Genomic DNA, 26,869 nt, shown 5'->3' with positions numbered 1-26,869 from the left:
GCGGAAACCTAACCAGTCATGTCTCAGAAGCCCCTACTGCATTTTGAAATTTCTGAACGCAAAATTCTTTTGCGGCTTTTTGATATGCTGGGTGTTCTCCTTATTCTTAGTCTCGTAGGAATCATTTTTAAATTCGACTATTTTAGAATTGATACCAATAACTGGACCTGGACTTTGATCCTGATGGCTTACCTGAATTTATTCGGAGACATTTTTGAATTATACGACCTGCAGAAAGCAGATCGCTTTGATTCTGTCATTAAAAATGTGCTGCTCACCACGAGTATGACCGTCCTGGCGTATATGTTAACTCCATATTTAACACCAACCCTTCCAGACAACCGCTTGCAAATATTGTTCTTTTTCATTTCCATAGCCGCGGCGCTTTTGATCTGGAGGTTTTTATATATAAACCTGATCTCTTCTCCCAGGTTTTATAAACGGGTGCTGGTAGTGGGAGATTCTTTTGATATCAAACTTATTGCAGAATCTCTCCAAAAGTCTGATCCCAATTACCTGGTGGTGGGTTATATTCATACCGACAGGAGATTTAAAACAGAATTACCTCTTGAGGATCTCTTGCGTTTTGAGGTACATGAATTGAAGGATGCGGTGAAGCAAAATCATATCAATGAAATACTGGTAGCCGGCGCTTATCAAAAGGGGCTTATGTTAACACTGTATAACCAGTTAAGTGATCTGGTCAAACAGGGATTCCCTGTTCGGGATTATATTCAGGTATATGAAGAAGTGACCCGGCGTATTCCGGTTCAGAACGTAGATAAGGATTTTTACAAATACTTTCCCTTTAGCCGTAGTAATCAGAACAAATTTTATCTGTCTATATTCAGGATATTTGATGTGTTCATCTCTTTATTTGGTATCATTTTCGGAATCCTGATAGCCCCTTTGGTTCTTATCGGGAATGTGATCGCTAACCGGGGTAAGCTTTTCTATACCCAGGATAGGGTAGGGAGGCACGGAGAAATTTTTAAGATCCTGAAACTTCGTACGATGACCAAGGATGCCGAGGCTGCCGGTCCCCAATATGCCCAGAAGAATGATTACCGGGTTACCAAATTCGGAAGGTTTCTCAGAAGAGCCCGGATTGATGAGATCCCACAGTTTTATAATGTGCTCAAAGGGGATATGAGCCTCATCGGTCCCCGGCCGGAGCGACCGGTATTCGTAAAAGAGCTATCTGAATTAATTCCTTTCTACGAAACCAGGCATATCATAAAGCCAGGTTTAACAGGTTGGGCCCAGGTGATGGCCAATTATGGCGATTGCTATGATGACAGCCTGGAGAAACTGCAGTACGATCTATACTATATCAAACACCGTAATATTTTTCTGGATCTGAGTATTCTATTAAAAACCCTGAGTACGGTCATTTTCTTTCGGGGGCAATAATGTATTGATCGGTAAGTAGTTATCAGTACTTGTATATCAGATAACAGGTTTTATCTTCCAAAAGAACTTAGAATTCCGGAGCAATTTTTTAATATAGGAATGGAGATTTTTACCTGGCCTACAGCCTACAGCCTACAGCCTACAGCCTAAAGCCTTACACTCTTCACTCTCCACTTTCCTCTCACCTCACGAGGGTCTTTTCCTCTGGTATTTAACTACTGAAAAAAGAAAAATAAACAAAGCGAGAAACTGTGCTATTCTGGGAATATAGTCGCCATATCTTACATAAAAGGTTCTCCCTTCTTCGATCCCGATCTGACCGGTAATACTTCCCTGCTTTTCATAACCAAGACTTTGCACAATATCACCTCTGGAATTTATGATCGCTGAAATACCTGTATTGGCACTTCTGGCCACATATCTCCTGTTCTCCACTGCGCGGAGTCTGGCATAACTTAAATGCTGCCGGTGGCCCTGGGTGTTGCCCCACCAGGCATCATTGGTAATGATACTCAGAAAGGATGCGCCGTTTTCAACGTAACCGGTCACATATTCACCATAGACCGATTCGTAGCAAATTATTGGAGCGGTGCCCAGATCGTTATTCAGCCAGAGTACTTCCCGGTCATCCTGGGTTGTTTTCATAGCTACGGTACCTCCAAGGTCTATCATAATATCTCCCAGGATGGGTTTAAGAATACTCTGGTAAGGAAAATTCTCCACGCCAACCACCAGTTTGGATTTATGGTATAACTGCGACGTATCTGCAATATTTCTAATGAGAAAAGCTGAATTATAGTCATCATACCAGTCCCTCACTCCAATCTGATTAGATTGCTTTCCTACCTTGTCTGGATCCTGAAACCGGTCATACATACTAATACCTCCAAGAAAATTCAGGCCCTCGTTCATACGGATGATCTGTCTTCCAAAGAATACGGCTTCAGAATTTTGAAAATTCGAAAGCTGAGTTCCGTCTGCAAAAACCGTTTCCGGCGCGATGACCAGACTGGTGGAATCGGTAACTGCTTTTTTGCTTAATTGCAAGAGGAGCCGGCCAATACGGGTGTCTGTAGTATTATATTTTTCGGTATATGGATTTATATTCGGCTGAAGGATCACCACCTCTAATTTTTCCCTTGGTTCCTCATTGCTATAGTAAAGTATAAGTGAGATTCCTATGGGTAAAAGTATAAATAGAGAAATTTTGACGAGTGAACGGTAGATGATCGTCTTTTCCCGGTATTCTCTGAATTGCAAAATGGCTTTAAATACTGCGATATTCACCAGTAAGACCCACAGACTTCCTCCAAAAGTACCGGTATATTCATACCATTGTACCCAGCTGATATATTCTGAAAAAACATTGCCCAGATTTAACCAGGGCCAGGAGAAATCCCAGTTGAGATGAATTTTTTCAAATACCATCCAGATACTGGCCAGAAAAGCCGAAGCTGCCGTAAAATTTGTTCTTTTGGCTACTATATGATATAATAAAAATACCAAAGTCATTAAAAGAGAATTCGCAAGAATGGCAAATACCCCACCAAAGGGAGTGGAAAAATAGATCCAGTAGGTAGTAATGAGATTCCAGATAAAGAAGCTGAGATAGGATAAGGCGAAAACCTTCAGTTTTTTCCAGCTGCCCGCGTGATTTCTTATTCTGAATTCAGCAAGCAGTAGTGGTACTAAAGCAAAAAATATAAAAAGCGGAAAGCCATAGGTAGGCCAGGCGATCTCAAAAAGGATTCCGCTAAGTATGGCATATAATAGATTCTTCATGTGGTTGAGGTCTGCCCAAAAATAATAAACTTCTGCGGGAACCCGGGTATAATTTGGGGCACGACTTCAGGTCTTTTACAATAACATAATTTTTAGAGCTATTTCAACTCAAAATAGTAGTTTAGTACATTCAAATTAAAATGATCTAATGGGTATTAAAAGACATATTCCAAATCTAATCACTCTGTTAAACCTGTTTAGCGGAAGTATCGCGCTCATTTTTGCGGTTAAAGGGAATCTTATATTAGCAGCAATATTTGTGGCTGCGGGAATATTCTTTGATTTTTTTGACGGACTGGCCGCCAGACTTCTTGATGTGAAAAGCGAAATGGGACTGCAGCTCGATTCGCTGGCAGATGTAGTGACCAGTGGAGTGGTACCGGGAATCGTTATGTATCAATTGCTAAACAAGGCTTTACCTGTTTCGGGAGGTTTAGGAAGTGACTGGAATTCATCGGTTTTTGATGTACAGCTAAAACCATTCGCCCTCATAGGGTTATTGATCATCCTGGCTTCTGCCTACCGGCTGGCAAAATTCAATGTAGATGACCGCCAGACCGATTCTTTTATAGGACTACCCACACCGGCCAATGCTCTTTTAATTCTTAGTTTGCCGCTAATTCTAACCTATCAGTCAGGACCTTTTATCTCGGGGCTATTATTGAACGAGTGGTTTCTGGTAGGGTTGACCCTGGTAAGTTGTTATTTGCTGAATGCGGAACTACCTCTTTTCGCTTTGAAATTTTCAGACTGGGGCTTCAGGGAAAATAAGATGAGATACTTCTTTATCATCAGCTGTCTGGTACTGATTATATTCCTGAAGTTCATTGCTATTCCGGTGATCTTATTGCTCTACGTTTTGCTTTCAGTAATATCTATGAGAACTTCTCAATTAGGTTGATTTTTAAGCAATACTAATTCTGCATTCAAGGTTGCACCGCTAATAATGTCCATATTTGCAAATGGCCATTTAGTAAGATTTTTTCTGTTTTCAGCCAAGGCATAAAAAGTTTTAAAATACTCTAAAGAAAGGTGATTCTCATCATAGTAGTCCTGAATGTTATTAAGCATGTTCTCTTGTTGATATACTTTAGCCCAATTGATGGAATTAAATAGCCTATATCTCATATGTATATCTTTATTTTTCATCATTCTTTTAATAAGCCAATCATCAATTTTTGACCTTATTGCCCAAATAGGTATCCTAATTAGATTACTTGCCGTTTGCGGTATTAATGGAATTTGGCTGGTAGGTATGTTCTTAAATTTGGTTAATTCTGGAACCGATTTAAGTAGATAGTTAGCGAAGCGATAATATATCCTAAGATTAGGGTGAATATTACTTGTTTTTTTTAACATCTGTAGTGACATTCCTGGGCTATATGCATAAAATTTTTCATTACATATATTTACTTGTTTAGATAATACCATTCTGGTATAGGTAAACCAGGAAAATAATTCGTCGTACAATTCAGAGTAAGGTAGATCATGAGATTCAATTCTTTCGAAAATTTCTGCGGTATCTTTTATTGTTTCATTGATTAACTTATCCTTAAAATCAGAATACTTTAATTTATCAAACCAAAAATCTACATACCACGATAAGATAAATTTTAATTTTTTATTCTTCCATTGGATAAACTGGAAAGGGGTGTTAGGTGTAAGCTCAATATTCGAATTTTTAAGATAATATTTGAAAAAATTCTGTTTTCTGAAATTATCGGTATTTAATTTTTTAATATTTCTAGCAGGTAAAGCTTCACATAGTTCACCTAATATAATAGGTTCTTTATCTCTTAAATTTATGTTTGTCAAAATTTCTAACCAAGAGTTCAAATTAATTGCCTCAGTATTCTTTGTATAATCATATAGCAGTTCTTTGCATGGAAAATATTGATTAGGATCAAATAGAATAGTATGTTTTGCGCCTTTAGATTTGGCTAATTTTGCAGCTATTCTACTTTCATAATTTCTAGCACTACCAAAGGTAAAAGCTGAAATTTCCTTATTTTCTATAGAGCCTAATGCTATTCTACTATCGATTCCACCACTTAATGCAATATTCGTCCGATCGAAACCTAAACTGCAAAGCGAGGATTCTTTCTTATAATGTTCCCAATATGATTCTAATTCAGTTCTATCAATGTAGGGCTTACCAATATTTCGGAAGAGACTATTATCAAAATTCCTTTTTAATATTTTTCCTGACAAACCTATTTTTAACCATTCTCCCGGTAAAAGTCTTTTGCAATTTTTAAGTATTGTTCTAGAGCCTATATTGCAAAAATTAGGTCCAACTGCCCTTTGAAAAATACCTGTTTTATCTTCTTCTGCTCCGGAATACCTTCCGATTAGAATTATACTATTCGAAATATAAACTACGCCATCCTTGATTAAATAATATAGTGGATATATATTACAGAGATCTGAGGTGATTACGATATTAGAAGATAGCTTTTCTAAAATAAGTGTGGAAAAACTACCGGTTATGTGATCCTCAACCGGCCAATTTCTAAAAACATATTTTATTGCTGATCTTTTCTGAAGGCTGAGCTCTTCAAAAGAATAATCTCTAAGGTATCCGTTAGTAATGGAGACAAGATCCTCTGTCTCGGTAATAGTATTTGGATCATTTATTAATAGGGAAAATTCACCAACCCTCCTTAACTCAAGATTGTCAAAATCTTTTGCGAGGTTAAGATCAATTTTTTTACTGGTAAATAGGAATTTCATAATTAGCCCTTAAATTATAAAATTATTGTTAGGCTAATTAAATAACTTCTTTTTTCTTAATTCGAAGTTCTGTCCCAGGTAGACCTTTCGTACCATTTCATCTTCAGCCAGTTCTTCAGGCATTCCATGCTTAAGAATACTACCTTCGAACATTAGGTAAGTGCGGTCTGTGATCGCTAAAGTTTCCTGAACATTATGATCTGTAATTAGGATCCCTATATTTTTATCTTTTAACTGGGCTACAATACGCTGAATGTCTTCCACCGCCACGGGATCTACTCCCGCAAAGGGTTCATCCAGAAGAATAAAACTGGGGTCTGTAGCCAGGGCCCTGGCGATCTCTGTTCTTCTGCGTTCCCCACCACTCAACAGGTCTCCACGGTTCTTGCGAATATGATTAAGACCGAATTCCTCAATTAAGGATTCCATTTTCATTATACGTTCTTTCTTAGAAAGTTTGGTGAGTTCAAGAACGCTCATAATATTATCTTCAATACTCAGCTTTCTGAAAACTGAAGCTTCCTGCGCCAGATAACCTATCCCGTGCTGAGCCCTTTTATACATAGGGTATTTAGTAATATTCGTCTTGTCAAGGATGATATTACCGCTGTTAGGTTTGATCAAACCTACGATCATGTAGAAAGAAGTAGTCTTCCCGGCACCATTTGGCCCGAGAAGTCCTACTATTTCTCCCTGATTTACTTCTACCGAAATGCCTTTTACCACATCTCTGCCTTTATAGGTCTTTACAAGTTTTTCAGCACGTAATTTCATATTCCTGATTTACATTTCTGATTGCGCAGAAATTATACCGTAATTATTCTGCGTTCTCCAGAGCTTCCCAGTATTCGAATGCCCTTCTTAAATGTGGGATGACGATGGTACCGCCAATAAGCGTTCCAATACTCAAGGTTTCCATAACTTCTTCTCTGGTAATACCTTCCTTATAACTTGCTTCAAGGTGATATTTTACACAATCGTCACATCTTAATACTGTGGAAGCAACCAGGCCTAAAAGTTCCTTGGTCTTTTTGTCCAGGGCACCTTCTGTAAAAGCGTTCGTATCTAAATTAAAAATTCGTTTAAGAATTTTATTGTTTTCAGCAAGTATCTTATCGTTCATCTTGGCGCGGTACGAATTAAATTCGTCCACTTTATCTATATCTATCATAGCTTATTTTTTTAATTTTTCTTCTTCTTTTCTGTACATGATCTTGGAAATCACAATGCTTACTTCATATAAGATCAATACGGGAATGGCAACAATGATCTGGCTCACTATGTCGGGAGGGGTAATGATAGCTGACAGAATTAAAACTATTACCAGGGCATATTTTCTGTAGGTTCTAAGGAACTGCGGAGTAACCACACCTACCTTGGTAAGGAAATATATGACTATGGGTAATTCAAAGATCAGTCCGCTAGCCAGTACTGAAGCCCTTACCAGGCTTATATAACTGCTCAGGTCAAAATCATTGAAAACGGTATCACTTACCTGATATTTTCCAAGGAAATTAATAGACAACGGAGTAACTACATAATACCCGAAAAGAACTCCCGTAAAGAATAATAGCGAGGTAATAAAGATAAAGCCTTTAGCATGTCTCCTCTCATTATTGTGCATGGCCGGAGCCACAAACTTCCAGAATTCATAGATCACATAAGGAAAGGCAATTATAAAACCGGCGGTTATTGAAGTCCATACGTGGGCAGAAAACTGTCCACCCATGGTCCTGCTTTGTATCCTGAAAGGCATCTCGGGGTCACAAAATCCACCATCGATCCCAAACAGGCCGGAAAGTTTACATAATGCCCGGTAAGAAAGAAAATCTCCTTTGGCCGGTCCAAATAACAAGACATCAAAAATGAAGCTTTTTAAAACAAAAGCGATCGCTCCGGCAATTACTACTGCCAGTACTGCTCTTATCAAATGCCATCTTAGTTCTTCGAGATGGTCTAAAAAAGACATTTCATTTCCGGGGTCTTCCTTTGGGGCAATTTTATCCATTACAAAATTCCTTCTCTAATTAGATTATGTAGGTGCACAACTCCGGCATATTTCCCGTTTTCAACAGCCAGTAACTGTGAGATCTGATTCTTTTCCAGAACTTCCAGAGCTTCCACGGCCAGGGTGTCCTGCTCTACAGTTTTTGGATTTTTACTCATTATATCTTTCGCCTTCAGGCCTTTGATATCTTTATGATCTTTCAGCATTCTGCGAATATCACCGTCGGTAATTATTCCAATGATCTTATCATTATCAATAACTGCGGTTACTCCAAGCATTTTTTCTGAAATCTCCACCAGGGTATTGGCAACATCTGTTTCCGGAGAAACCTGAGGCTGCATGTTCTGGGAAGTAATATCGCTCACCCTTAAATAAAGTTTTTTACCCAGTGATCCTCCCGGATGATATTTGGCGAAGTCTCTGCTGCTGAAACCTTTCAGATTAAGAAGGCACACAGCCAGCGCGTCCCCAATGACCATTTGTGCCGTGGTACTGGTAGTGGGTGCAAGATTATTAGGGCAGGCTTCTTTTTCTACATAACAATTCAAAACATAATCTGCTTCCTGTCCCAGGAAAGATTCCTTATTTGCCGTAAGACCTATTAAGGTATTGTTGAAATTCTTGATCAAAGGGACCAGAACCTTAATTTCAGGACTGTTCCCGCTTTTGGAGATACAGATTACCACATCGTTATCCTGCACAATTCCCAGGTCGCCATGAATGGCATCTGCGGCATGCATAAATATAGAAGGAGTTCCCGTTGAGTTTAAAGTCGCCACGATCTTATTGGCTATAATGGCGCTTTTACCTATCCCGGTGACCACCACACGACCTTCAGATCTGTAAATAATCTCGACCGCTTTGGTAAACTCTTCGTCTATGAAATTTGTGAGGTTCGCAATTGCTTCTGCTTCATTGGAAATGGTTTCTTTTGCAGAGGAAATGATTTGATCGCTAAGTTTCAAATTAGATTAAATTAAGAATTGCAGGTACTAAAGAAATATGTATATTTAGTAATGCAAATGTATGTAAAATTGTAACACAATTGAATGGCTTTGACCGAAATTGATTTACACAAAGAACTGAAGAGGTACTTTGGATTTAGTCAGTTTAAGGGGCTTCAGGAAGAAGTAATTACCAGTATAGTTAAAGGAAATGACACCTTTGTGGTAATGCCAACTGGCGGAGGTAAATCACTATGTTACCAGCTCCCTGCACTTATACAAGACGGTACTGCAATAGTAGTGTCGCCCCTTATCGCATTAATGAAGAACCAGGTAGATGCTATTCGCAGCATTTCCTCAGAGCATGGCGTGGCCCATGTTCTCAACTCCTCTTTAAATAAGACCGAAGTAGCACAGGTAAAAAGTGATATCAGAAATGGTGTCTGTAAACTATTATATGTTGCTCCCGAATCACTTACCAAAGAAGACTATGTCGATTTTCTGAAAGATCAGACCATATCTTTTCTGGCCGTTGATGAAGCTCACTGTATAAGTGAGTGGGGACACGATTTTAGACCGGAATACCGGAACCTAAGGCATATACTTCAAAGAATAGGTGATAATATTCCCGTAATAGGTCTAACCGCCACGGCAACTCCAAAAGTTCAGGAAGATATTCTTAAGAATCTTGGGATCACCAATGCTAAAACCTTTAAGGCCAGTTTTAACCGGCCTAATTTGTATTACGAGGTACGACCCAAGACCAAGAATATTGAAGCCGATATAACCCGTTTTGTAAAACAGAATGATGGTAAATCGGGGATCATATATTGTCTTAGCCGGAAAAAGGTGGAAGAGCTGGCGCAAACATTACAGGTCAACGGGATCAAGGCGGTGCCTTATCATGCCGGCCTGGACGCAAAGACCCGTTCCAAACACCAGGATATGTTCCTGATGGAAGATATAGACGTGGTCGTGGCGACTATCGCCTTCGGAATGGGGATAGATAAACCCGATGTTCGCTTCGTGATCCATCACGATATCCCCAAGAGTATTGAAAGTTATTACCAGGAAACCGGCCGTGCCGGTAGGGATGGTGGTGAAGGTCATTGCCTGGCATACTATTCTTATAAGGATATTGAAAAGCTGGAAAAGTTCATGAGCGGTAAGCCTGTTGCAGAACAGGAAATTGGTCATGCCCTTTTACAGGAAGTGGTGGCCTATGCTGAGACTTCTATTTCCAGAAGAAAATTCATTCTGCATTATTTCGGGGAAGAATTTGATTCTGAAACCGGCGAAGGTGCCAGTATGGATGATAACGTCCGGAATCCTAAAAAACAACATGAGGCGAAGGAAGATCTCGAGTTGTTGCTGAAGACGATCAGGGAAACAAATGAATTATATAAATCCAAGGAGGTAGTAAAAACCCTTATAGGTAAATCCAATGCGGTAATTCTCTCGCATAAGACAGATGAACACCCGTTATTTGGAAAAGGAAGCCATCAGGACAGTGGTTACTGGATGGCCCTGACCAGGCAGGCCCTGGTAGCCGGTTATCTTAAAAAAGATATTGAAACTTACGGAGTGGTCAAATTAACCGATAAAGGTCATGAATATCTGAAAAATCCTGTTTCCTTTATGATGACCGAAGATCATATTTTCAATGATCAGACCCAGGATGTAATCAAGGCAGATAAAGGTGCTGCAGCAGTTGATGAGCAACTGGTGAAAATGCTGAAAGAATTAAGAAAGAAGGTAGCTAAGAAAAAAGACCTGCCTCCTTTCGTTATTTTTCAGGATCCCTCACTGGAAGATATGGCTCTTAAATATCCCATTTCTATAGATGAATTAAGCAATATTCACGGAGTAGGAGAGGGTAAAGCTAAGAAATACGGGAAAGAATTCGTAGATCTTATTGCCCGTTATGTGGAGGATAATGATATTGTAAGACCAGATGATTTCGTGGTAAAATCTACCGGAGCCAATAGTGCTTTAAAGCTTTATATCATCCAAAGCGTAGACAGGAAGTTACCTCTTACAGATATAGCTTCAGCGAAAGGTATGGCTATGCCTGAATTTATCAAGGCAATGGAAGCTATTGTTTATAGCGGAACAAAATTAAATATCGATTACTGGCTGGATGATATTCTGGATGAAGATCAACAGGAGGAAATACATGAATATTTCCTTGAGGCTGAAACAGATAAGATCGCAGAAGCCATGGAAGAATTTGACGGCGATTATGATGAGGAAGAACTGCGCTTATACCGTATTAAGTTCATAAGTGAGGTGGCAAATTAAAGCATAAAAAAACCCGGAATTTCCGGGTTTTCTTTTTTACTTTTTTCCAGTTATAAGCTGTAGGATAAACTTAGTATCCATTGAGAGGGCCTTGAGTCTACCGTGAAATTCTCTGAGGCCATTTCATTTAGACCGAAAGCGGTATTTTCTGAAAATGCTCCTTCATATCTTACATCAAATTCCAGTCTGCCAAGATCTAAGCCTGCTCCAAGCTGATATCCTACAGAGATCTCATCTTCTACATCTCCAATGCTAAAAGGCGAATTTTCTATCTCGTTATTCAGGACATATTGAAAGGATGGTCCTGCTTTAATATTCAGTGGGCCCAGAACATTTAGTCCCAGAAGTACCGGGGCATCGATCTTTTGTACTTTATAGTCAAAAGTGGAATATTCTGTATTAAGCTCTGTGTACAGCAATTCAGGACGAAGAAAAATTCCCAGTACTTCGAACTGCGCAAAAACTCCGGCATGAAAACCGGTTTTGTTTTTACCACCCTCTTCAAAATTAGAAGCGAAATCTTCAGCGCCTTCTTGTGCAGATTCGTAATCACCGGTTGCACCATAATTAAGTCCACCTTTTAATCCGAATTCGGCTTTTTGTGCCTGCATGCTGGCTGCACCGAGTATTAAAAATCCAAAAAATAGTAGCTTTTTCATAAGTATGTTTTTATTCGGGGTTCTATAACGCAGTAAACATGCCAAATATTTCCTGTTTAAAATAACAAACCTCTCAGTGTTTGAAAATGAGAGGTTTGATGTTATAAATTTTAAAGCTGTTATTTACGCTTCAAAACTTTTTCTGTAGCCTTGATGATTGCTTCAGCATTTAATCCATATTTATCCATAAGCTGCGCCGGAGTTCCGCTTTCACCAAAAGTATCTTTGGTTGCCACAAATTCTTGAGGTGTCGGATGGTTTTCGGCCAGGGTTCTGGCTACACTTTCTCCTAATCCTCCCAGGAAGTTATGCTCTTCAGCAGTCACCACACATCCGGTTTTCTTGGCAGATTCGATTATAGCCTCCTCATCAAGAGGTTTGATCGTGTGAATATTGATCACTTCTGCACTGATGCCTTTTTCATTGAGGCTAACAGCCGCCTGAATTGCTTCCCAAACTAAATGTCCGGTTGCGATAATGGTTACATCTGTACCTTCATATAGTTTTACTGCTTTTCCTATTTCAAATTTCTGATCTTCAGGAGTGAAATTGGCCACTTTTGGTCTTCCGAATCGTAAATATACCGGGCCATCATGATCTGCGATAGCGAGCGTTGCAGCTTTGGTCTGGTTATAATCACAAGTGTTGATAACCGTCATTCCCGGTAACATCTTCATTAATCCGAGGTCCTCCAGGATCTGGTGCGTAGCACCATCTTCACCTAAAGTAACCCCCGCATGAGATGCACAGATCTTCACATTTTTGCCTGAATAGGCTACACTCTGGCGGATCTGGTCATAAACCCTTCCAGTGGAAAAGTTGGCAAAAGTTCCCGTAAAGGGTATTTTACCTCCAATGGTCATACCCGCAGCCATCCCGATCATGTTTGCTTCAGCAATACCCACCTGGAAAAAACGCTCCGGGTGATTTTCTTTAAATTCGTCCATTTTTAATGATCCGGTAAGATCGGCACAAAGAGCTACCACATTTTCGTTGGTCTTACCCAGCTCGGTCAATCCGGCACCGAAACCTGAACGTGTATCTTTACTTCCTGTATTTTTATATTCTTTCATGGTCTTTAAAATTTAATATTAATGAATGTCTCCGGGATTAATAATCTCCCAGCGTTTCAGGATTCTGAGCGAGTCCTGTTTCCAGTTGCTCATCGTTAGGCGCTTTACCATGCCATGCATGTGTATGCATCATAAAGTCCACCCCGTTACCCATTACGGTATTCATTAATATACAAACCGGTTTGCCTTTTCCGGTTCTTGTCTTAGCCTCTTTAAGACCGTCAATAACCTGTTGCAGGTCATTTCCATTTTCGATCTCCATTACGTCCCAGCCAAAAGCTTCGAATTTAGCTCTAAGGTTTCCAAGAGGAAGTACATTTTCTGTACTTCCGTCGATTTGCTGACCGTTAAGATCTACCGTAGAAATGATATTGTCTACCTTATTACCGGCAGCATACATGATCGCTTCCCAGTTCTGACCTTCCTGCAGCTCACCGTCACCATGAAGGGAATAAACGATATGATCATCATTGTTTAGTTTTTTGGTTTGAGCAGCTCCAATGGCCACACTCATTCCCTGCCCCAGAGATCCTGAAGCGATCCTTATACCCGGCAGGCCTTCGTGTGTGGTAGGATGTCCCTGTAATCTGGAGTCGATCAATCTGAAAGTATTTAATTCATCTACCGGGAAATATCCGCTACGGGCCAGTACACTATAGTATACAGGAGAAATATGACCGTTGGAGAGGAAGAAAAGATCTTCTCCTTTTCCGTCCATATTAAAGTTGGTGTTGTGATCCATAACCTCCTGATATAGCGCAGTGAAAAATTCAGTACAGCCCAGAGAGCCTCCCGGGTGCCCGGAATTTACCTTATGGACCTGCCTTAAAATATCCCTGCGAACCTGGGTAGCAAAATCTTGTAATTCGTTGATGTCTGGCATTTTAAATTGTGTTGTTTTAATGCGGCAAAAATAACTTTTTAAAAGGCTTTGACAAAGCAACTATAGGTCAGTTATTAACTTTTTCCGGAAAATACTAACAAGCTACCTTCCCATAAGCCTTCCATATGATATTAAGTTGAGTATCTTTGCACCGATTAAACGGAACCATGGAGTGAGCCAATTCCAAAACTTCTATTCAACTCAGGTTGTTATTGGCGAATTGCATCTAACCGTTAAAGAACATATATTGATTACCAGATGAAATTTGAACTTTTAACTACCGATGCCGGTAGTAGAGCACGTGCAGGAAAGATAAATACAGATCACGGGGTCATTGAAACCCCTATTTTTATGCCGGTTGGGACGGTTGCTTCAGTTAAAGGAGTGCATCAAAAAGAGCTGAAAGAGGATATTAATCCTGATATTATTTTAGGAAATACCTATCATTTATATCTACGCCCACAAACCGATATTTTAAAGAAGGCCGGGGGATTGCATAAATTCATGAACTGGGACCGTAATATACTTACCGATAGTGGTGGGTATCAGGTATATTCACTTTCCGAAAGAAGAAAGATCAAGGAGGAAGGTGTAAAGTTCAAATCTCATATAGATGGTTCCTATCATACTTTTACTCCGGAAAATGTGATGGAAATTCAGCGGGCCATAGGAGCAGATATTATCATGGCTTTTGATGAATGTACCCCTTATCCCTGCGATTATAATTATGCTAAACGATCTATGCATATGACGCATCGCTGGCTGAACAGATGTATTAATCATCTGGAGAAAACACCTGAAATTTACGATTATAAACAAACCCTGTTCCCTATAGTGCAGGGAAGTACATATAAGGATCTGCGTAAGCAATCTGCAGAATATATTGCCAATGCCGGGGCAGAAGGTAATGCCATTGGTGGCCTTTCTGTAGGGGAGCCTGCAGAAGAAATGTATGCGATGACAGATGTGGTGACCCAGATCCTTCCCGAGGATAAACCTCGATATTTGATGGGCGTGGGAACTCCTATTAATATACTTGAAAATATCGCCCTGGGAATAGATATGTTCGATTGTGTAATGCCTACCAGAAATGGTAGAAACGGGATGCTGTTTACTTCCCACGGAACTATTAACATCAAGAACAGGAAATGGGCTGATGACTTTTCACCTATAGATCCTGAAGGAACCAGCTTTGTGGATTCCATGTACTCTAAAGCATATGTGCGGCATTTATTTTCTGTAAACGAAATGCTTGGCAGGCAAATTGCCAGTATTCATAACCTGAGCTTTTACCTTTGGTTGGTAAGAGAAGCAAGAAAACATATCTTAGCCGGAGATTTCCCTCAGTGGAAAGACAAGATGGTTAAGCAAATGGATAAACGTCTATAATTCCTGAATTTGAAGATTCTAGACTGGTATATACTAAAAAGGTATCTGGGAACATTCACCATGATGTTGGTGTTGTTCATCCCTATTGGTATTACGGTGAACCTGGCAGAGAAGATCGATAAGATCCTTGAAAATGAAGTCCCTTTTATTGAGGTGGCTAATTATTACCTGGATTTCACGATCTATTTTGCCAACCTTTTATTCCCGATCTTCCTTTTCCTTTCTGTGATCTGGTTTACTTCTAAACTGGCGATGAATACCGAAATCGTGGCAATCCTGAGTAGCGGGGTTTCCTTTTACCGGTTCTTGAGGCCTTATCTAATTGGTGCGACAATAGTATGTATTGGTGCCCTCATCCTGGCTATGTATCTTGCTCCACAGGCAAGCAAAGGCTTTAATGAATTTAAATATCAGTATTTAAAGCGTGGCGACCAGATACAGGAAACAAGCGATGTTTACCGGCAAATCAATGATAATGAATACATCTATGCCAGCCATTTTCAACCAAAGACCAGATCTGCCAGGAATTTTACCCTGGAACATTTTGAAGGTAACAAGCTCAAATTTAAGATAAGCGCTTCCAATCTAAGGTATAATGAAGAAGATAGTCTTTATAGCCTGACCAGGGTAGATAAAAGGATTGTAGGCGCAGAAGAAGACAGTATTATGTTTATGCGTACGCTGGACACAATACTTCCTTTTGAATTTGATGAATTAACCCCGGAATCTTATATCGCCGAGACCCTCAATTATACAGAGCTGAATGAATTCATTGAAAAAGAAAGCCGCAGAGGATCTGGAAATATCAACAGATATCTGGTAGTTGCATACAAAAGATGGAGCATTCCAATTTCTGCGTTTATTCTTACCATCATTGCAGTAGCGGTTGCTTCCTTTAAGCGAAGAGGAGGGATGGGAGTGAACCTGGCCGTAGGTATCTCTTTGGCTTTCGTATTTATTTTCTTCGACAAGGTCTTTGGTACTATGGCCGAGCAATCAACATTTTCACCACTTATTGCAGTTTGGTTTCCAAATATCGTTTTTGGAATACTGGCAGTTATACTGTTAGTCCGTGCTAAGCGTTAACTCGTAAAATCTGTTCAAAAATTTAAACTTTATCGGGGATTTCTATCCTTTGAAAGTTGTTATATTTGTATGCTATAAAAATAATTACCATAACCAATATGGAGTATTTAGAATTTGAACAACCCATCAAGGAACTTGAAGATCAGTATGCAAAAGCCTGTAATATTGGTGAAGAAAGTGAAGTTGATGTTACTGCTACCTGTAAGCAAATAGAGAAGAAACTTATAGAAAAGAAGAAAGAGATCTATAAGAATTTAACACCCTGGCAGAGGGTACAAATCTCAAGACATCCCAACAGACCTTACACTCTGGATTATATCAATGCTATTTGCGGAGATACTTTTCTGGAACTTCATGGTGACCGGAATGTAAAGGATGATAAAGCGATGATTGGTGGCCTGGGTAAGATAGGTGATCAGAGTTTTATGTTCGTAGGTCAGCAAAAAGGATACAATACCAAGACCAGGCAATACAGAAATTTCGGGATGGCAAATCCTGAAGGATATAGAAAGGCTTTAAGGCTGATGAAATCTGCTGAGAAGTTTGGAGTACCGGTTGTATGTTTCGTGGATACACCTGGAGCATATCCCGGCCTGGAAGCGGAAGAAAGAGGGCAGGGTGAAGCTATTGCCCGTAATATACTGGAAATGACCAGGCTTAAAGTGCCAATTATTGTAGTGATCATCGGTGAAGGAGCCAGTGGTGGAGCTTTAGGTATTGGAGTAGGAGATAAAGTACTAATGCTTGAGAATACATGGTATTCAGTAATTTCTCCTGAATCCTGTTCTTCTATTTTATGGAGAAGCTGGGAATACAAGGAAATCGCCGCCGAAGCTTTGAAGCTTACTTCAATAGATATGAAAAAGCAGAAGCTTATAGATGAAATTGTAAAAGAGCCTTTAGGAGGGGCACATAGTAATAGAGAAGAGATCTTTGATATGGTAAAATCTTCTATTACCAAAGCCTATTCTGAATTTAAAAACTTATCACCAGAAGAACTGGTGGAAAAGAGGATGGATAAGTATTTAGACATGGGTGTATTTAAAGGATAAGCTCTTTATTTATACCACATCGTTAGAAAATCCGGAGATCTATTTCCGGATTTTTTTATCTTATTAACAGAAATATTTACTTATTAACATGTAAATTGTTCATTACCTGTTAAGTATCTAAGGACAGTTTCTTTAAGATTGTCTTAACAAATTAATTACTTTCGTTTTATGGAAAAAATGACCTCCCCCCAGAATATTTCATATAAAAAATCTAATGTTGTAAGTCTTGAAAAAGGAAAGGTTCCCCCGCAGGCCGTTGATCTCGAAGAGGTTGTGCTGGGAGCTATGATGATAGATAAGAAAGGTGTAGATGAAATTATCGATATTCTGCACCCTGAGGCATTCTATAAAAATTCACATAAATTAATATATGGAGCCATCAAAAAATTATTTGACAGCTCTGAGGCGATTGACTTATTAACCGTTTCTAACCAATTAAAAAAAGAAGGGGTTTTTGATAAAGCCGGTGGGGATTATTATCTGATTCAGCTTACACAAAAGGTATCAAGTTCTGCGCATATAGAATTCCATGCGCGTATCATTCTTCAGAAATATATTCAGCGAAGTTTGATCAAGATCTCTAATGAGATCATCGAAGAAGCCTTTGACGAGGGAGCAGATGTTTTTGACCTGCTGGATAGTGCAGAGGCTAAACTTTACGAGGTAACCCAGGGGAACATCAAGCGTTCTACCGAGACTGCGCAGAGTTTAGTGATTCAGGCAAAAAAGAAGATTCAGGAAATTTCCAATAAAGAAGGTCTGAGTGGAGTACCTTCAGGCTTCGATAAACTGGATGAGTTAACTTCAGGTTGGCAGCCTTCAGATTTGATCATTGTGGCAGCCCGTCCTGGTATGGGTAAAACCGCTCTTACCTTATCTATGGCGCGTAACATAGCGGTAGACCAGGGTATTCCTGTGGCATTCTTCTCTCTGGAGATGTCTTCAGTACAGCTGATCACCCGTTTGATCTCTTCTGAAACCGGATTGTCTTCAGAAAAATTAAGAACAGGAAAGCTGGAGCAGCATGAATGGGAACAATTAAACGTAAAAGTGAAGGATCTCGAAAAAGCTCCTCTCTTTATAGATGATACACCTTCGCTTTCAATTTTCGACCTTAGGGCAAAAGCGCGTCGACTGGCTTCGCAACATGGAATTAGAATGATCGTAATAGATTACCTTCAGTTGATGACGGCCGGAGGAAGCCAGAAAGGTGGAGGAAACAGGGAACAGGAGATCTCTACCATTTCCCGAAACCTTAAAGCTCTTGCCAAGGAGTTGAACGTTCCGGTAATTGCGCTGTCACAGCTGTCACGGGCCGTTGAAACGCGTGGTGGAAGTAAAAGACCACTGCTATCAGACCTTAGGGAATCTGGTGCGATCGAGCAGGATGCAGATATCGTTTCCTTTATTTACAGACCTGAATATTATAAGATCGAGGAATGGGATGATGAAGAAAGAACCCCAACCCAGGGACAGGGTGAATTTATCGTAGCGAAGCACCGTAATGGTGGATTGGAAAATATAAGGCTTAAATTCATTGGAGAACTCGGTAAATTTGATAATTTAGAAGACTTTAGTTTCCCATCTGAAATTCCTTCCAGCATGAATAGTGGTGACGGGGATAATGATTTTGGAAACTTCAATTTACCTAACCCAAGCGCCGATGAAGCCTTTGGAAGTTCAATGAACAGTAATTTTAATGATGACGATAACGACGTTCCGTTCTAATATATTTAAGCTGGGAACAGCTGACGGGATTTCTATTTTAAAAAATATTCACAGCAGTAACGTATTGAGAAATACCTTACTGCTTTCTTTTTTTATGCTAATCAGTATTCAAATGTTCGCTTCTCGTATCCTTATACCTATGGATGCAGACGCTCAAAGCAATCACTTGAAAGCATACGGGATAGTCTATTATTCCCTGGAAAATCAACTGGAGGTAAGCTGGTTGCTAAACTATCGTGGTGGCTCATTTTTAATTGCAGATTCAGATAAATTAAGAAAGGAATGCCAGATTAGGGGAGTGGATTTTGAAGTGATTAGTGATGCTATGGCAGGATCTATCCTGGAAGAGATAAGTAGTCCTTCCCAAAACATGGAAGCAGTTACTCTGGAAAAAGCTCCCAAGATCGCAGTTTACAGTCCTTCCGGTAATAAACCCTGGGATGACGCGGTAACCATGGCTTTAACTTATGCCGAGATCCCGTATCAAACCATCTACGATAGAGAGGTTTTGAGTGACGCCCTGGTATTATACGATTGGCTTCATTTGCATCATGAAGATTTCACCGGCCAGTATGGTAAGTTTTACCGGGCATTTCGCACCGCTCCCTGGTATATACAGGAGAAAAAGCAGGCAGAGGAATTAGCTGCTGAACTGGGTTATTCTAAAGTTTCTGAAGAAAAACTCGCAGTAGCGCTCAAGATCAGGGATTATGTGATTGGTGGCGGTTTCATGTTTGCCATGTGCAGCGCTACAGATAGTTTTGATATCGCCCTCGCCGCAGAAGGGGTGGATATTGCGGAAGCCATGTTTGATGGCGATCCTAGTGAACCGGGATACCAGGCAAAGATCAATTTCGATAATACCTTTGCCTTTACTGATTTCGAACTTGAAAGAAGTCCTATGGTATATGAGTTTTCCAGTATAGATATGACCGGTAAAAGGCAGATCCAGAAAGAAACCGATTATTTTACACTGATGGATTATTCTGCAAAATGGGATGTGGTTCCAACGATGCTCACACAAAATCATACCAGACTGGTTAAGGGTTTTATGGGCCAGACCACCAGTTATGATCCTGAAAATATTAAGCCGGGGGTTTTAATTATGGGTGAAAGTAAGCTTAATGGTGAAGCCAGGTATATTCATGGAATAAAAGGAAAGGGCTTTTTTACCTTTTATGGCGGCCACGATCCGGAAGATTATCAGCATAGAGTAGGAGATCCTAAAACAGAACTGGAGTTACACCCTAATTCCCCGGGATACCGGCTTATCCTGAATAATGTCTTATTTCCTGCGGCTAAAAAGAAAGAGCAAAAAACATAATGGATTCATCTATGGAGATTTTTCAGACAGAGATCAGGTTAAGACCACGCAGCCGGGGCTTTCATTTGATTACGGAGGAGATTACAGATCAGTTTTCAGAAATAGAAGAGATCGAATTAGGTTTTCTTCAGGTCTTTATTAAACATACTTCTGCTGGTTTAACGATCAATGAAAATGCCGATCCAACCGTAAGGGAAGATTTCGCCAGTCATTTTAATGAGATGGTTCCTGAAGATCAGCCTTATTATAAACACAAACAGGAAGGTTCAGATGATATGCCGGCTCATATCAAGTCATCTCTTACCGGTCCCTCTGTTCAAATACCTATTTCAAAAGGTAAATTAAATCTTGGTACCTGGCAGGGGATCTACCTTTGTGAGCACAGGAATAGGGGAGGTTCACGTAAACTCGTTTTAACTGCCTGGGGCGAGACCTATTAATATAAACTTTGATCCTTAATTTAATGCTGGAATTGCTCTATCTGGATTTTACCTTACCTCTTACCAATCCGGTATTAAAATTCCTGATTATCCTTCTTATCATTTTAATAACCCCGGTCCTCTTAAATAAGATAAGAGTTCCCGCCATTCTTGGATTGATCATTGCCGGTGCCGTTATTGGTCCGTATGGTTTTAATTTACTTGAACGGGACAGCGGAATAATACTTTCCGGTACTGCCGGCCTTCTCTATATAATGTTCCTGGCAGGTTTAGAAATAGACCTGGGTGATTTTAAAAAGAACGGGTCTAAAAGTCTTCTTTTTGGTGCTTATACCTTTAGTATTCCCATGCTTTTAGGGATTTTCGGAAGTTTTTATATTCTTGGATATTCCATGCAAACTTCAGTCTTACTTGCTAGTATGTTCGCTTCGCATACCCTTATCGCTTATCCGCTGGTGAGGAGAATGGGGATCACCAGAAATATTGCCGTTAACATTAGTGTTGGCGGTACTATAATAACAGATACTCTTGCATTACTGGTATTGGCGGTGATCGTTGGTATGAACAAGGGCGAAGTGGATTTGTATTTCTGGGTTCGTCTCTTTATATCTATTCTGATATTTGGATTGATTGTTCTGTATATATTCCCGTTGCTGGCAAGGTGGTTCTTTAAAACCGTCACAGATTCGGTTAGCCAGTACATCTTTGTATTAACCCTGGTATTTCTCGCGGCATTTCTATCTGAAGTTGCCGGGATAGAGGGTATCATTGGTGCTTTTCTATGCGGGCTTGCATTGAATCCTTTAATTCCCAGATCATCTGCCTTAATGAACCGCGTTGAGTTTGTTGGAAATGCTATTTTCATTCCTTTCTTCCTCATCGGCATCGGAATGCTCATCGATTATGAATTATTTTTTTCAGATTCCGGTAGTTTAAAAGTGGGTGCATTTATGATTATCGTTGCAACCCTTGGAAAATATCTTGCCGCTATCCTTGCGCAAAAATCTTTAAAGTTAACTTCCAGTGAAGGTTTGCTGATCTTCGGTCTAAGTAATGCCCAGGCTGCTGCTACTCTAGCTGCGGTCTTGATCGGTTACAATATTATTACGGGTTATACAGAAGCCGGAGAGCCCCTTCGGCTACTAAGTGATGAAGTTCTTAATGGTACTATTTTAATGATCCTTTTTACCTGTACCGTTGCATCTTTTGTGACTGAAAAGGCAGGAAGAGGGATTTTGGCCGAAAAAGCCATTAACCCAGATGAAGGTGATGCAGGGGATAAACAACGTGTCCTGATTCCAATGAAAAACATCGATAATGTTGATGAGCTTATTTATTTAGCTTCTTTACTAAAAGCTGGAAGATCAGACAAGGACCTTTATGGTCTAAATGTTATTGCCGGGATTGGAAACCCTGCCGAAAGAGAAGAGGCAGAAAAGATAATCGAGCATGCCAGGCACGCGGCTTCTGCCAGCGACTATGTGCTAAATGGCATTATCCGTTATGATCTAAACCTCCAGAATGCAATTACCGGGGTGGTGAAAGAAAATGAGATTGGCGATCTGATTTTGGGAATGCACAAAAACTCCGATCCTTCGAAAGTTTCTTTAGGCTATCTCACTGAATCTTTATTGTTCAACTGCGAGGTTAACATATATATATTCAGGGCTTTTGTTCCATTGAACACGGTTAAAAGGCACGTGGTATTGATTCCGCCGAATGCAGAAATGGAGCCGGGATTTTATTCCCTGCTTGATAGACTCTGGAACCTGGGCCGTAACTCTGGCTTGTTATTACAGATATATGCAACTCCCGAAGTTTTAAAAATTCTGGATAGGTTGAATTTAAAAGATCCCCTTAATCTTGAAACTTCTGTTCTGGAGGAAACCTTTCATATGGATTGGTTTACTGAAAATCTTCAGCCTTATGATAATATTATATTTCTAATGTTTAGAAGAGGAGATAGAGCTTTCCAGAGTTACATGGAAAACCTGCCGGCAATTCTGAATTCTTTAGGAGTTGAGAATTCCTTTCTGCTCTGCTATTCTAATGTAGGCAATAGAAAAAGCGAAACCACGAATCTAATAAATGCTTCTCTGGATGAGCCGGTGGAACAACTGGAAGGTATTTTTAGAAAATTGATAAACCGGAAAGTTTAAAACAAAAAAAATCCCGCAACAAGCGGGATTTTCTATAAGAGAGTGTAATCGTTTTATTTTACTTTATCTACAATTGCTTTAAAAGCCTCCGGGTTGTTCATCGCCAAATCGGCAAGAACCTTACGGTTCAGTCCAATTTCACTGGCGTTAAGTTTTCCCATGAATTGAGAATAAGATAATCCTTCTTGTCTGGCGGCAGCGTTTATACGCATAATCCATAAAGAACGGAAGTTACGTTTCTTGGCTTTACGGTCTCTGTATGCATAAAGCATAGCTTTATCAACCGCATTTTTAGCAACGGTCCAAACGTTTTTACGACGTCCGAAATATCCTTTTGCTTGCTTTAAAACTTTTTTTCTACGTGCCCTTTTGGCAACTGAGTTTACTGATCTTGGCATTTTTTACATTTTTTTGTAGCAGGCGGTCTTAATGACACTTCTAACTTAAACTTCAAACTGTCACACTAAGTACAGTCGAAGTGTTGCCCAACTCCATGGTTAAATAATTTAATTAAACCTCAAGAGCTTCTAATTACTTTAAACGTAATTGAAGTTTGACATTGTCCTTATCTGCTTCATGTACCAAAGTACTGTGCGTTAAGGCTAGCTTGCGTTTCTTAGACTTCTTTGTTAAGATATGACTCTTAAACGCGTGCTTTCTTTTGATCTTACCTGTACCGGTTAGCTTGAAACGCTTCTTGGCACTGGATTTTGTTTTCATTTTAGGCATTACTGTCCTTTTTTATAATTAACTCTCTTATTTCTATTTATTACTTCGATTTCTTGGTTGGAGATAAAAACATGGTCATACGTTTTCCTTCCAACTTAGGCATTTGTTCTACCTTACCGTAATCTTCCAGATCCTGCGCCAGTCTCAGTAAAAGGATCTCTCCTTTATCTTTAAAAACGATGGAACGACCTTTGAAGAATACGAAAGCCTTTAGCTTTGCCCCGTCTTTCAAGAATTTTTCAGCATTACGTTTTTTAAACTCGTAATCATGGTCATCTGTATTGGGACCAAAACGAATCTCTTTAACGACCACTTTACTGGCTTTGGCTTTCATGGCTTTTTCACGTTTCTTTTGTTCATAAAGAAACTTTTTATAGTCCATGACCTTCACCACCGGTGGTTTGGCATTTGGAGAAATTTCTACCAGATCAAGCTCCTGTTCTTTGGCAATTGCCAGGGCTTTTCTGATTGGATATACATCCATTTCAACATTATCACCAACAAGGCGAACCTCGTCTGCTTTAATTTTCTCATTGATTCGGTGCTGTTCTTCTTTTTGTCTCCCGAATCTGTTCGGTTTTTTTCTACGTATAGCTATGGCTTGTAATTTTAGTTAAACTTCAGTTTTAAAAGGCTTTAAGGTACTATTGATTTCTGAATTTATCAAATCTGCAAATTCTTCGATCTTCATGGTACCAAGATCCCCTTCACTATGCTTTCGTACAGAAATCGTACCATCATTGGCTTCCTGCTCCCCGACAATAAGCATATAAGGGAATTTATTTACTTCAGCCTCCCTGATTTTCTTACCTATTGTCTCGTTTCTGTTGTCAACAAGGGCGCGAATTTCGTGATTTTCGAGCAAAGTTAAAACTTTTTGTGAGTATTTTTCATATTTCTCACTGAGCGAGAGAATAATAGCCTGTTCCGGCATCAACCAAAGAGGGAAATTACCTCCGGTATGTTCCAGCAGGATGGCAGTAAAGCGTTCCATACTGCCAAATGGGGCCCGGTGAATCATGACTGGACGGTGTGACTCGTTGTCACTTCCTTTATATGTCAGGTCAAAACGCTCCGGTAAATTATAATCTACCTGGATGGTTCCTAACTGCCAGCTTCTGCCTAAAGCATCCTTTACCATAAAGTCTAATTTAGGTCCGTAGAATGCTGCTTCCCCGGTTTCAATTACATAGTTCAATCCTTTTTCTTCTGCAGCATTGATGATCGCAGATTCTGCCTTCTCCCAGACATCATCAGACCCTATATATTTTTCTTTATTGTCAGGATCTCTTAGTGACACCTGTGCGGTGAAATCTTCAAAACCTAAAGAGGAGAATACATATAAGGTAAGGTCGATAACTTTTTTAAATTCTTCGTCCAGTTGTTCAGGCATACAGAAAATGTGAGCATCATCCTGCGTGAAACCACGCACTCTGGTAAGTCCATGAAGTTCCCCACTTTGCTCATACCTGTATACAGTACCAAATTCAGCAAATCTCTTTGGTAAATCCCTGTAGCTCCAGGAAGATGCATTATACATTTCACAATGATGTGGGCAGTTCATGGGCTTCAGCATAAACTCTTCCCCTTCATTAGGTGTACTTATGGGCTGAAAACTGTCTTCACCATATTTGGCATAATGCCCGGAAGTTACATATAGTTCCTTGCTCCCTATATGAGGGCTCACTACCATTTCGTAGCCAGCTTTTTTCTGGGCTTTCTTCAGGAAGTTTTCTAATCTTTCTCTTAAAGCTGCACCTTTAGGTAGCCATAACGGTAATCCCTGGCCAACTTTCTGGGAGAAAGTAAAAAGCTCCAGTTCTTTTCCTAGTTTCCTGTGATCCCTCTTTTTTGCTTCTTCTAAAAGCTCAAGGTATTCTTTAAGGTCTTTTTGTTTCGGGAATGATATACCATATACTCTGGTAAGCTGCGGATTTTTCTCATCGCCTCTCCAGTATGCCCCGGCAACACTCATTAATTTAACTGCTTTAATGATACCGGTATTAGGAATATGGCCTCCGCGACATAAGTCGGTAAAGGTATCATGATCACAAAAAGTGATTTCTCCATCTTCAAGATTTTCGATTAATTCAACCTTGAACTTGTTGTTTTCATTCCTGTAGAAATCCAGCGCTTCCTGCTTGGAAACTTCCCTTAGCTGAAAATCGTGCTTGCCACGTGCTATTTCAAGCATTCGGTCCTCGATCTTTTTGAAGTCGTTTTCAGAGATCTTTTGATCACCAAAATCTATATCGTAATAAAATCCTCTTTCGATGGCCGGTCCTATAGTAAGTTTAGCTCCAGGGTATAAATCCTGGATGGCCTGGGCCATTACGTGAGAAGTAGAGTGCCAGAAAGCTTTCTTTCCTTCATCATTACTCCAGGTGAATAGAACAAGATCGCCATTGGTGTCCAGGGGAGTAGAAGCCTCCACTGTTTCATCATTGAATTTAGCTGAAATTACATTCCGGGCTAGTCCTTCACTAATACTTTTGGCTACCTCCATTGGGGTAGTTCCTTTTTCAAACTCTTTAATACTTCCGTCTGGCAGAGTAATCTTGATCATTATTTTCATTTTTTGCGAAGCCACAAAGATAAGACCTTGAATCTGGTTGCGCAATACATATATGTATATAGGACACTATATATATTATATACCTTAATATATAGTATGCTGAATTTTTAAGAAGAAAATCCTTTCGACAAGGTTGAAATAAAAAAAATGTATAACAGAAACTGGTGAGCTGCAGCCAGTTACTTTTTGATCTTAAATTTTTCTAAAATAACTTCATTTTTTATTTGGTTTCAAGAAAGAAGTTGGTGTATATTTGCAGCCGCTTTGAGAGCAAGGCGAAAGTTCATTGAGTGTAGTATTGACGGGGATTTCGGGCTGATCAGGCTTTCGGAAAATTAATTTGAAATTTATTGATTTTAGTTTGGTGAAAAGAAAAAAGGGGTTGTATATTTGCAGCCGCTTTGAGAGCAAGGCGGGGAGTTCACTGAAAGTACTGAGACTGGGGCATGCGAAGAGAAACGCGCTTCAAAAATTAAATAAAATCTTTTTAGTTTTTATTTGGTTGGAGAGCAAAAGTCGTTTTATATTTGCACCCGCTTTGGAAACAAAGCGATGTTCATAAGGGTAGATGGGAGTTGAGAGATTGACTTT

23 protein-coding genes are annotated in these 26,869 nt (G+C 39.7%); 10 read left to right on the top strand and 13 right to left on the bottom strand.

Annotated elements, in window-relative coordinates; genetic code table 11:
- Positions 1 to 18: 18 nt before the first annotated feature.
- Positions 19 to 1,413 (top strand): sugar transferase, encoded by a 1,395-nt coding sequence (locus FGM01_RS10290; RefSeq protein WP_143411088.1) that lies wholly within the window; start codon positions 19 to 21, stop codon positions 1,411 to 1,413.
- Between the two features lie 186 nt (positions 1,414 to 1,599).
- On the opposite strand, the gene lnt is transcribed toward FGM01_RS10290, so the two are convergent.
- Positions 1,600 to 3,195, bottom strand: coding sequence for an apolipoprotein N-acyltransferase (gene lnt / locus FGM01_RS10285; protein WP_143411087.1), 1,596 nt, complete (start codon positions 3,193 to 3,195; stop codon positions 1,600 to 1,602).
- Positions 3,196 to 3,343: 148 nt separating this feature from the next.
- On the opposite strand from lnt, the gene FGM01_RS10280 reads away from it, so the two are divergent.
- The gene (locus FGM01_RS10280; RefSeq protein WP_143411086.1) at positions 3,344 to 4,096 is read left to right on the top strand and encodes a CDP-alcohol phosphatidyltransferase family protein; all 753 of its coding nucleotides are present in this window, start codon (positions 3,344 to 3,346) and stop codon (positions 4,094 to 4,096) included.
- Here the strand turns inward: FGM01_RS10280 and FGM01_RS10275 are convergent.
- Genes FGM01_RS10275 through FGM01_RS10255 form a run of 5 tightly spaced genes read right to left on the bottom strand, consistent with a single transcriptional unit; the run spans position 4,084 to position 8,901 of the window.
- Complete coding sequence (locus FGM01_RS10275) at positions 4,084 to 5,928, bottom strand: hypothetical protein (RefSeq protein ID WP_143411085.1); 1,845 nt, start codon at positions 5,926 to 5,928, stop codon at positions 4,084 to 4,086. The genes FGM01_RS10280 and FGM01_RS10275 overlap by 13 nt on opposite strands.
- Positions 5,929 to 5,961: 33 nt before the next feature.
- A complete protein-coding gene (gene lptB, locus FGM01_RS10270) occupies positions 5,962 to 6,702 on the bottom strand; it encodes an LPS export ABC transporter ATP-binding protein (RefSeq protein WP_143411084.1) in 741 nt (246 codons plus the stop codon).
- Between the two features lie 43 nt (positions 6,703 to 6,745).
- Positions 6,746 to 7,099, bottom strand: a complete 354-nt coding sequence (locus FGM01_RS10265) for a carboxymuconolactone decarboxylase family protein (RefSeq protein ID WP_143411083.1) — start codon at positions 7,097 to 7,099, stop codon at positions 6,746 to 6,748.
- A 3-nt stretch (positions 7,100 to 7,102) separates the two neighbouring features.
- Complete coding sequence (gene tatC / locus FGM01_RS10260) at positions 7,103 to 7,936, bottom strand: twin-arginine translocase subunit TatC (RefSeq protein ID WP_143411082.1); 834 nt, start codon at positions 7,934 to 7,936, stop codon at positions 7,103 to 7,105.
- Positions 7,936 to 8,901, bottom strand: a complete 966-nt coding sequence (locus tag FGM01_RS10255) for a KpsF/GutQ family sugar-phosphate isomerase (protein ID WP_143411081.1) — start codon at positions 8,899 to 8,901, stop codon at positions 7,936 to 7,938. Before FGM01_RS10255 ends, tatC begins: the two co-directional genes overlap by 1 nt.
- A gap of 84 nt (positions 8,902 to 8,985) precedes the next feature.
- On the opposite strand from FGM01_RS10255, the gene FGM01_RS10250 reads away from it, so the two are divergent.
- Positions 8,986 to 11,181, top strand: coding sequence for a RecQ family ATP-dependent DNA helicase (locus tag FGM01_RS10250; protein WP_143411080.1), 2,196 nt, complete (start codon positions 8,986 to 8,988; stop codon positions 11,179 to 11,181).
- Positions 11,182 to 11,231: 50 nt separating this feature from the next.
- Here FGM01_RS10250 and FGM01_RS10245 read toward each other — a convergent pair whose 3' ends face one another.
- The 3 genes from FGM01_RS10245 to FGM01_RS10235 form a co-directional block, all read right to left on the bottom strand.
- Entirely contained in the window at positions 11,232 to 11,840 is a 609-nt protein-coding gene (locus FGM01_RS10245) for an outer membrane beta-barrel protein (RefSeq protein ID WP_143411079.1), read from the bottom strand.
- A gap of 119 nt (positions 11,841 to 11,959) precedes the next feature.
- Complete coding sequence (locus FGM01_RS10240) at positions 11,960 to 12,913, bottom strand: transketolase family protein (RefSeq protein ID WP_143411078.1); 954 nt, start codon at positions 12,911 to 12,913, stop codon at positions 11,960 to 11,962.
- Between the two features lie 37 nt (positions 12,914 to 12,950).
- Complete coding sequence (locus FGM01_RS10235; RefSeq protein WP_143411077.1) at positions 12,951 to 13,796, bottom strand: transketolase; 846 nt, start codon at positions 13,794 to 13,796, stop codon at positions 12,951 to 12,953.
- A gap of 258 nt (positions 13,797 to 14,054) precedes the next feature.
- Between FGM01_RS10235 and tgt the strand changes: the two genes are divergently transcribed.
- From tgt to FGM01_RS10200, 7 genes are all read left to right on the top strand, one after another.
- Positions 14,055 to 15,185 (top strand): tRNA guanosine(34) transglycosylase Tgt, encoded by a 1,131-nt coding sequence (tgt, locus tag FGM01_RS10230; protein WP_143411076.1) that lies wholly within the window; start codon positions 14,055 to 14,057, stop codon positions 15,183 to 15,185.
- A 9-nt stretch (positions 15,186 to 15,194) separates the two neighbouring features.
- Positions 15,195 to 16,271, top strand: coding sequence for an LptF/LptG family permease (locus tag FGM01_RS10225; protein ID WP_143411075.1), 1,077 nt, complete (start codon positions 15,195 to 15,197; stop codon positions 16,269 to 16,271).
- 98 nt (positions 16,272 to 16,369) lie between these two features.
- A complete protein-coding gene (locus FGM01_RS10220; RefSeq protein ID WP_143411074.1) occupies positions 16,370 to 17,323 on the top strand; it encodes an acetyl-CoA carboxylase carboxyltransferase subunit alpha in 954 nt (317 codons plus the stop codon).
- Between the two features lie 168 nt (positions 17,324 to 17,491).
- Entirely contained in the window at positions 17,492 to 19,051 is a 1,560-nt protein-coding gene (dnaB, locus tag FGM01_RS10215) for a replicative DNA helicase (RefSeq protein WP_143411073.1), read from the top strand.
- Positions 19,052 to 19,163: 112 nt separating this feature from the next.
- Entirely contained in the window at positions 19,164 to 20,375 is a 1,212-nt protein-coding gene (locus FGM01_RS10210; RefSeq protein ID WP_243735790.1) for an asparagine synthetase B, read from the top strand.
- Positions 20,376 to 20,386: 11 nt separating this feature from the next.
- Complete coding sequence (locus FGM01_RS10205) at positions 20,387 to 20,815, top strand: secondary thiamine-phosphate synthase enzyme YjbQ (RefSeq protein ID WP_143411072.1); 429 nt, start codon at positions 20,387 to 20,389, stop codon at positions 20,813 to 20,815.
- Positions 20,816 to 20,823: 8 nt separating this feature from the next.
- Positions 20,824 to 22,974 carry a cation:proton antiporter gene (locus FGM01_RS10200; protein ID WP_243735789.1) on the top strand — a complete coding sequence of 717 codons (2,151 nt, stop codon included), beginning with the start codon at positions 20,824 to 20,826 and terminating at the stop codon, positions 22,972 to 22,974.
- A gap of 53 nt (positions 22,975 to 23,027) precedes the next feature.
- Here the strand turns inward: FGM01_RS10200 and rplT are convergent, their stop codons facing one another.
- The 4 genes from rplT to thrS form a co-directional block, all read right to left on the bottom strand.
- Positions 23,028 to 23,372: a 50S ribosomal protein L20 gene (rplT, locus tag FGM01_RS10195; RefSeq protein ID WP_143411071.1), complete on the bottom strand. Its 345-nt coding sequence runs from the start codon at positions 23,370 to 23,372 to the stop codon at positions 23,028 to 23,030.
- 133 nt (positions 23,373 to 23,505) lie between these two features.
- A complete protein-coding gene (gene rpmI, locus FGM01_RS10190) occupies positions 23,506 to 23,703 on the bottom strand; it encodes a 50S ribosomal protein L35 (protein WP_143411070.1) in 198 nt (65 codons plus the stop codon).
- A gap of 40 nt (positions 23,704 to 23,743) precedes the next feature.
- On the bottom strand, positions 23,744 to 24,295 hold the full coding sequence (gene infC, locus FGM01_RS10185) for a translation initiation factor IF-3 (protein WP_262710809.1): 552 nt from the start codon (positions 24,293 to 24,295) through the stop codon (positions 23,744 to 23,746).
- A 21-nt stretch (positions 24,296 to 24,316) separates the two neighbouring features.
- Positions 24,317 to 26,269 carry a threonine--tRNA ligase gene (thrS, locus tag FGM01_RS10180; protein WP_143411068.1) on the bottom strand — a complete coding sequence of 651 codons (1,953 nt, stop codon included), beginning with the start codon at positions 26,267 to 26,269 and terminating at the stop codon, positions 24,317 to 24,319.
- Between the last annotated feature and the right edge of the window lie 600 nt (positions 26,270 to 26,869).

The organism is Christiangramia sabulilitoris (genome assembly GCF_007050985.1).
Lineage (GTDB): Bacteria > Bacteroidota > Bacteroidia > Flavobacteriales > Flavobacteriaceae > Christiangramia > Christiangramia sabulilitoris.
Note: the sequence above shows the minus strand (reverse complement) of the source record. Positions and strands in the feature narration are given on the sequence as shown.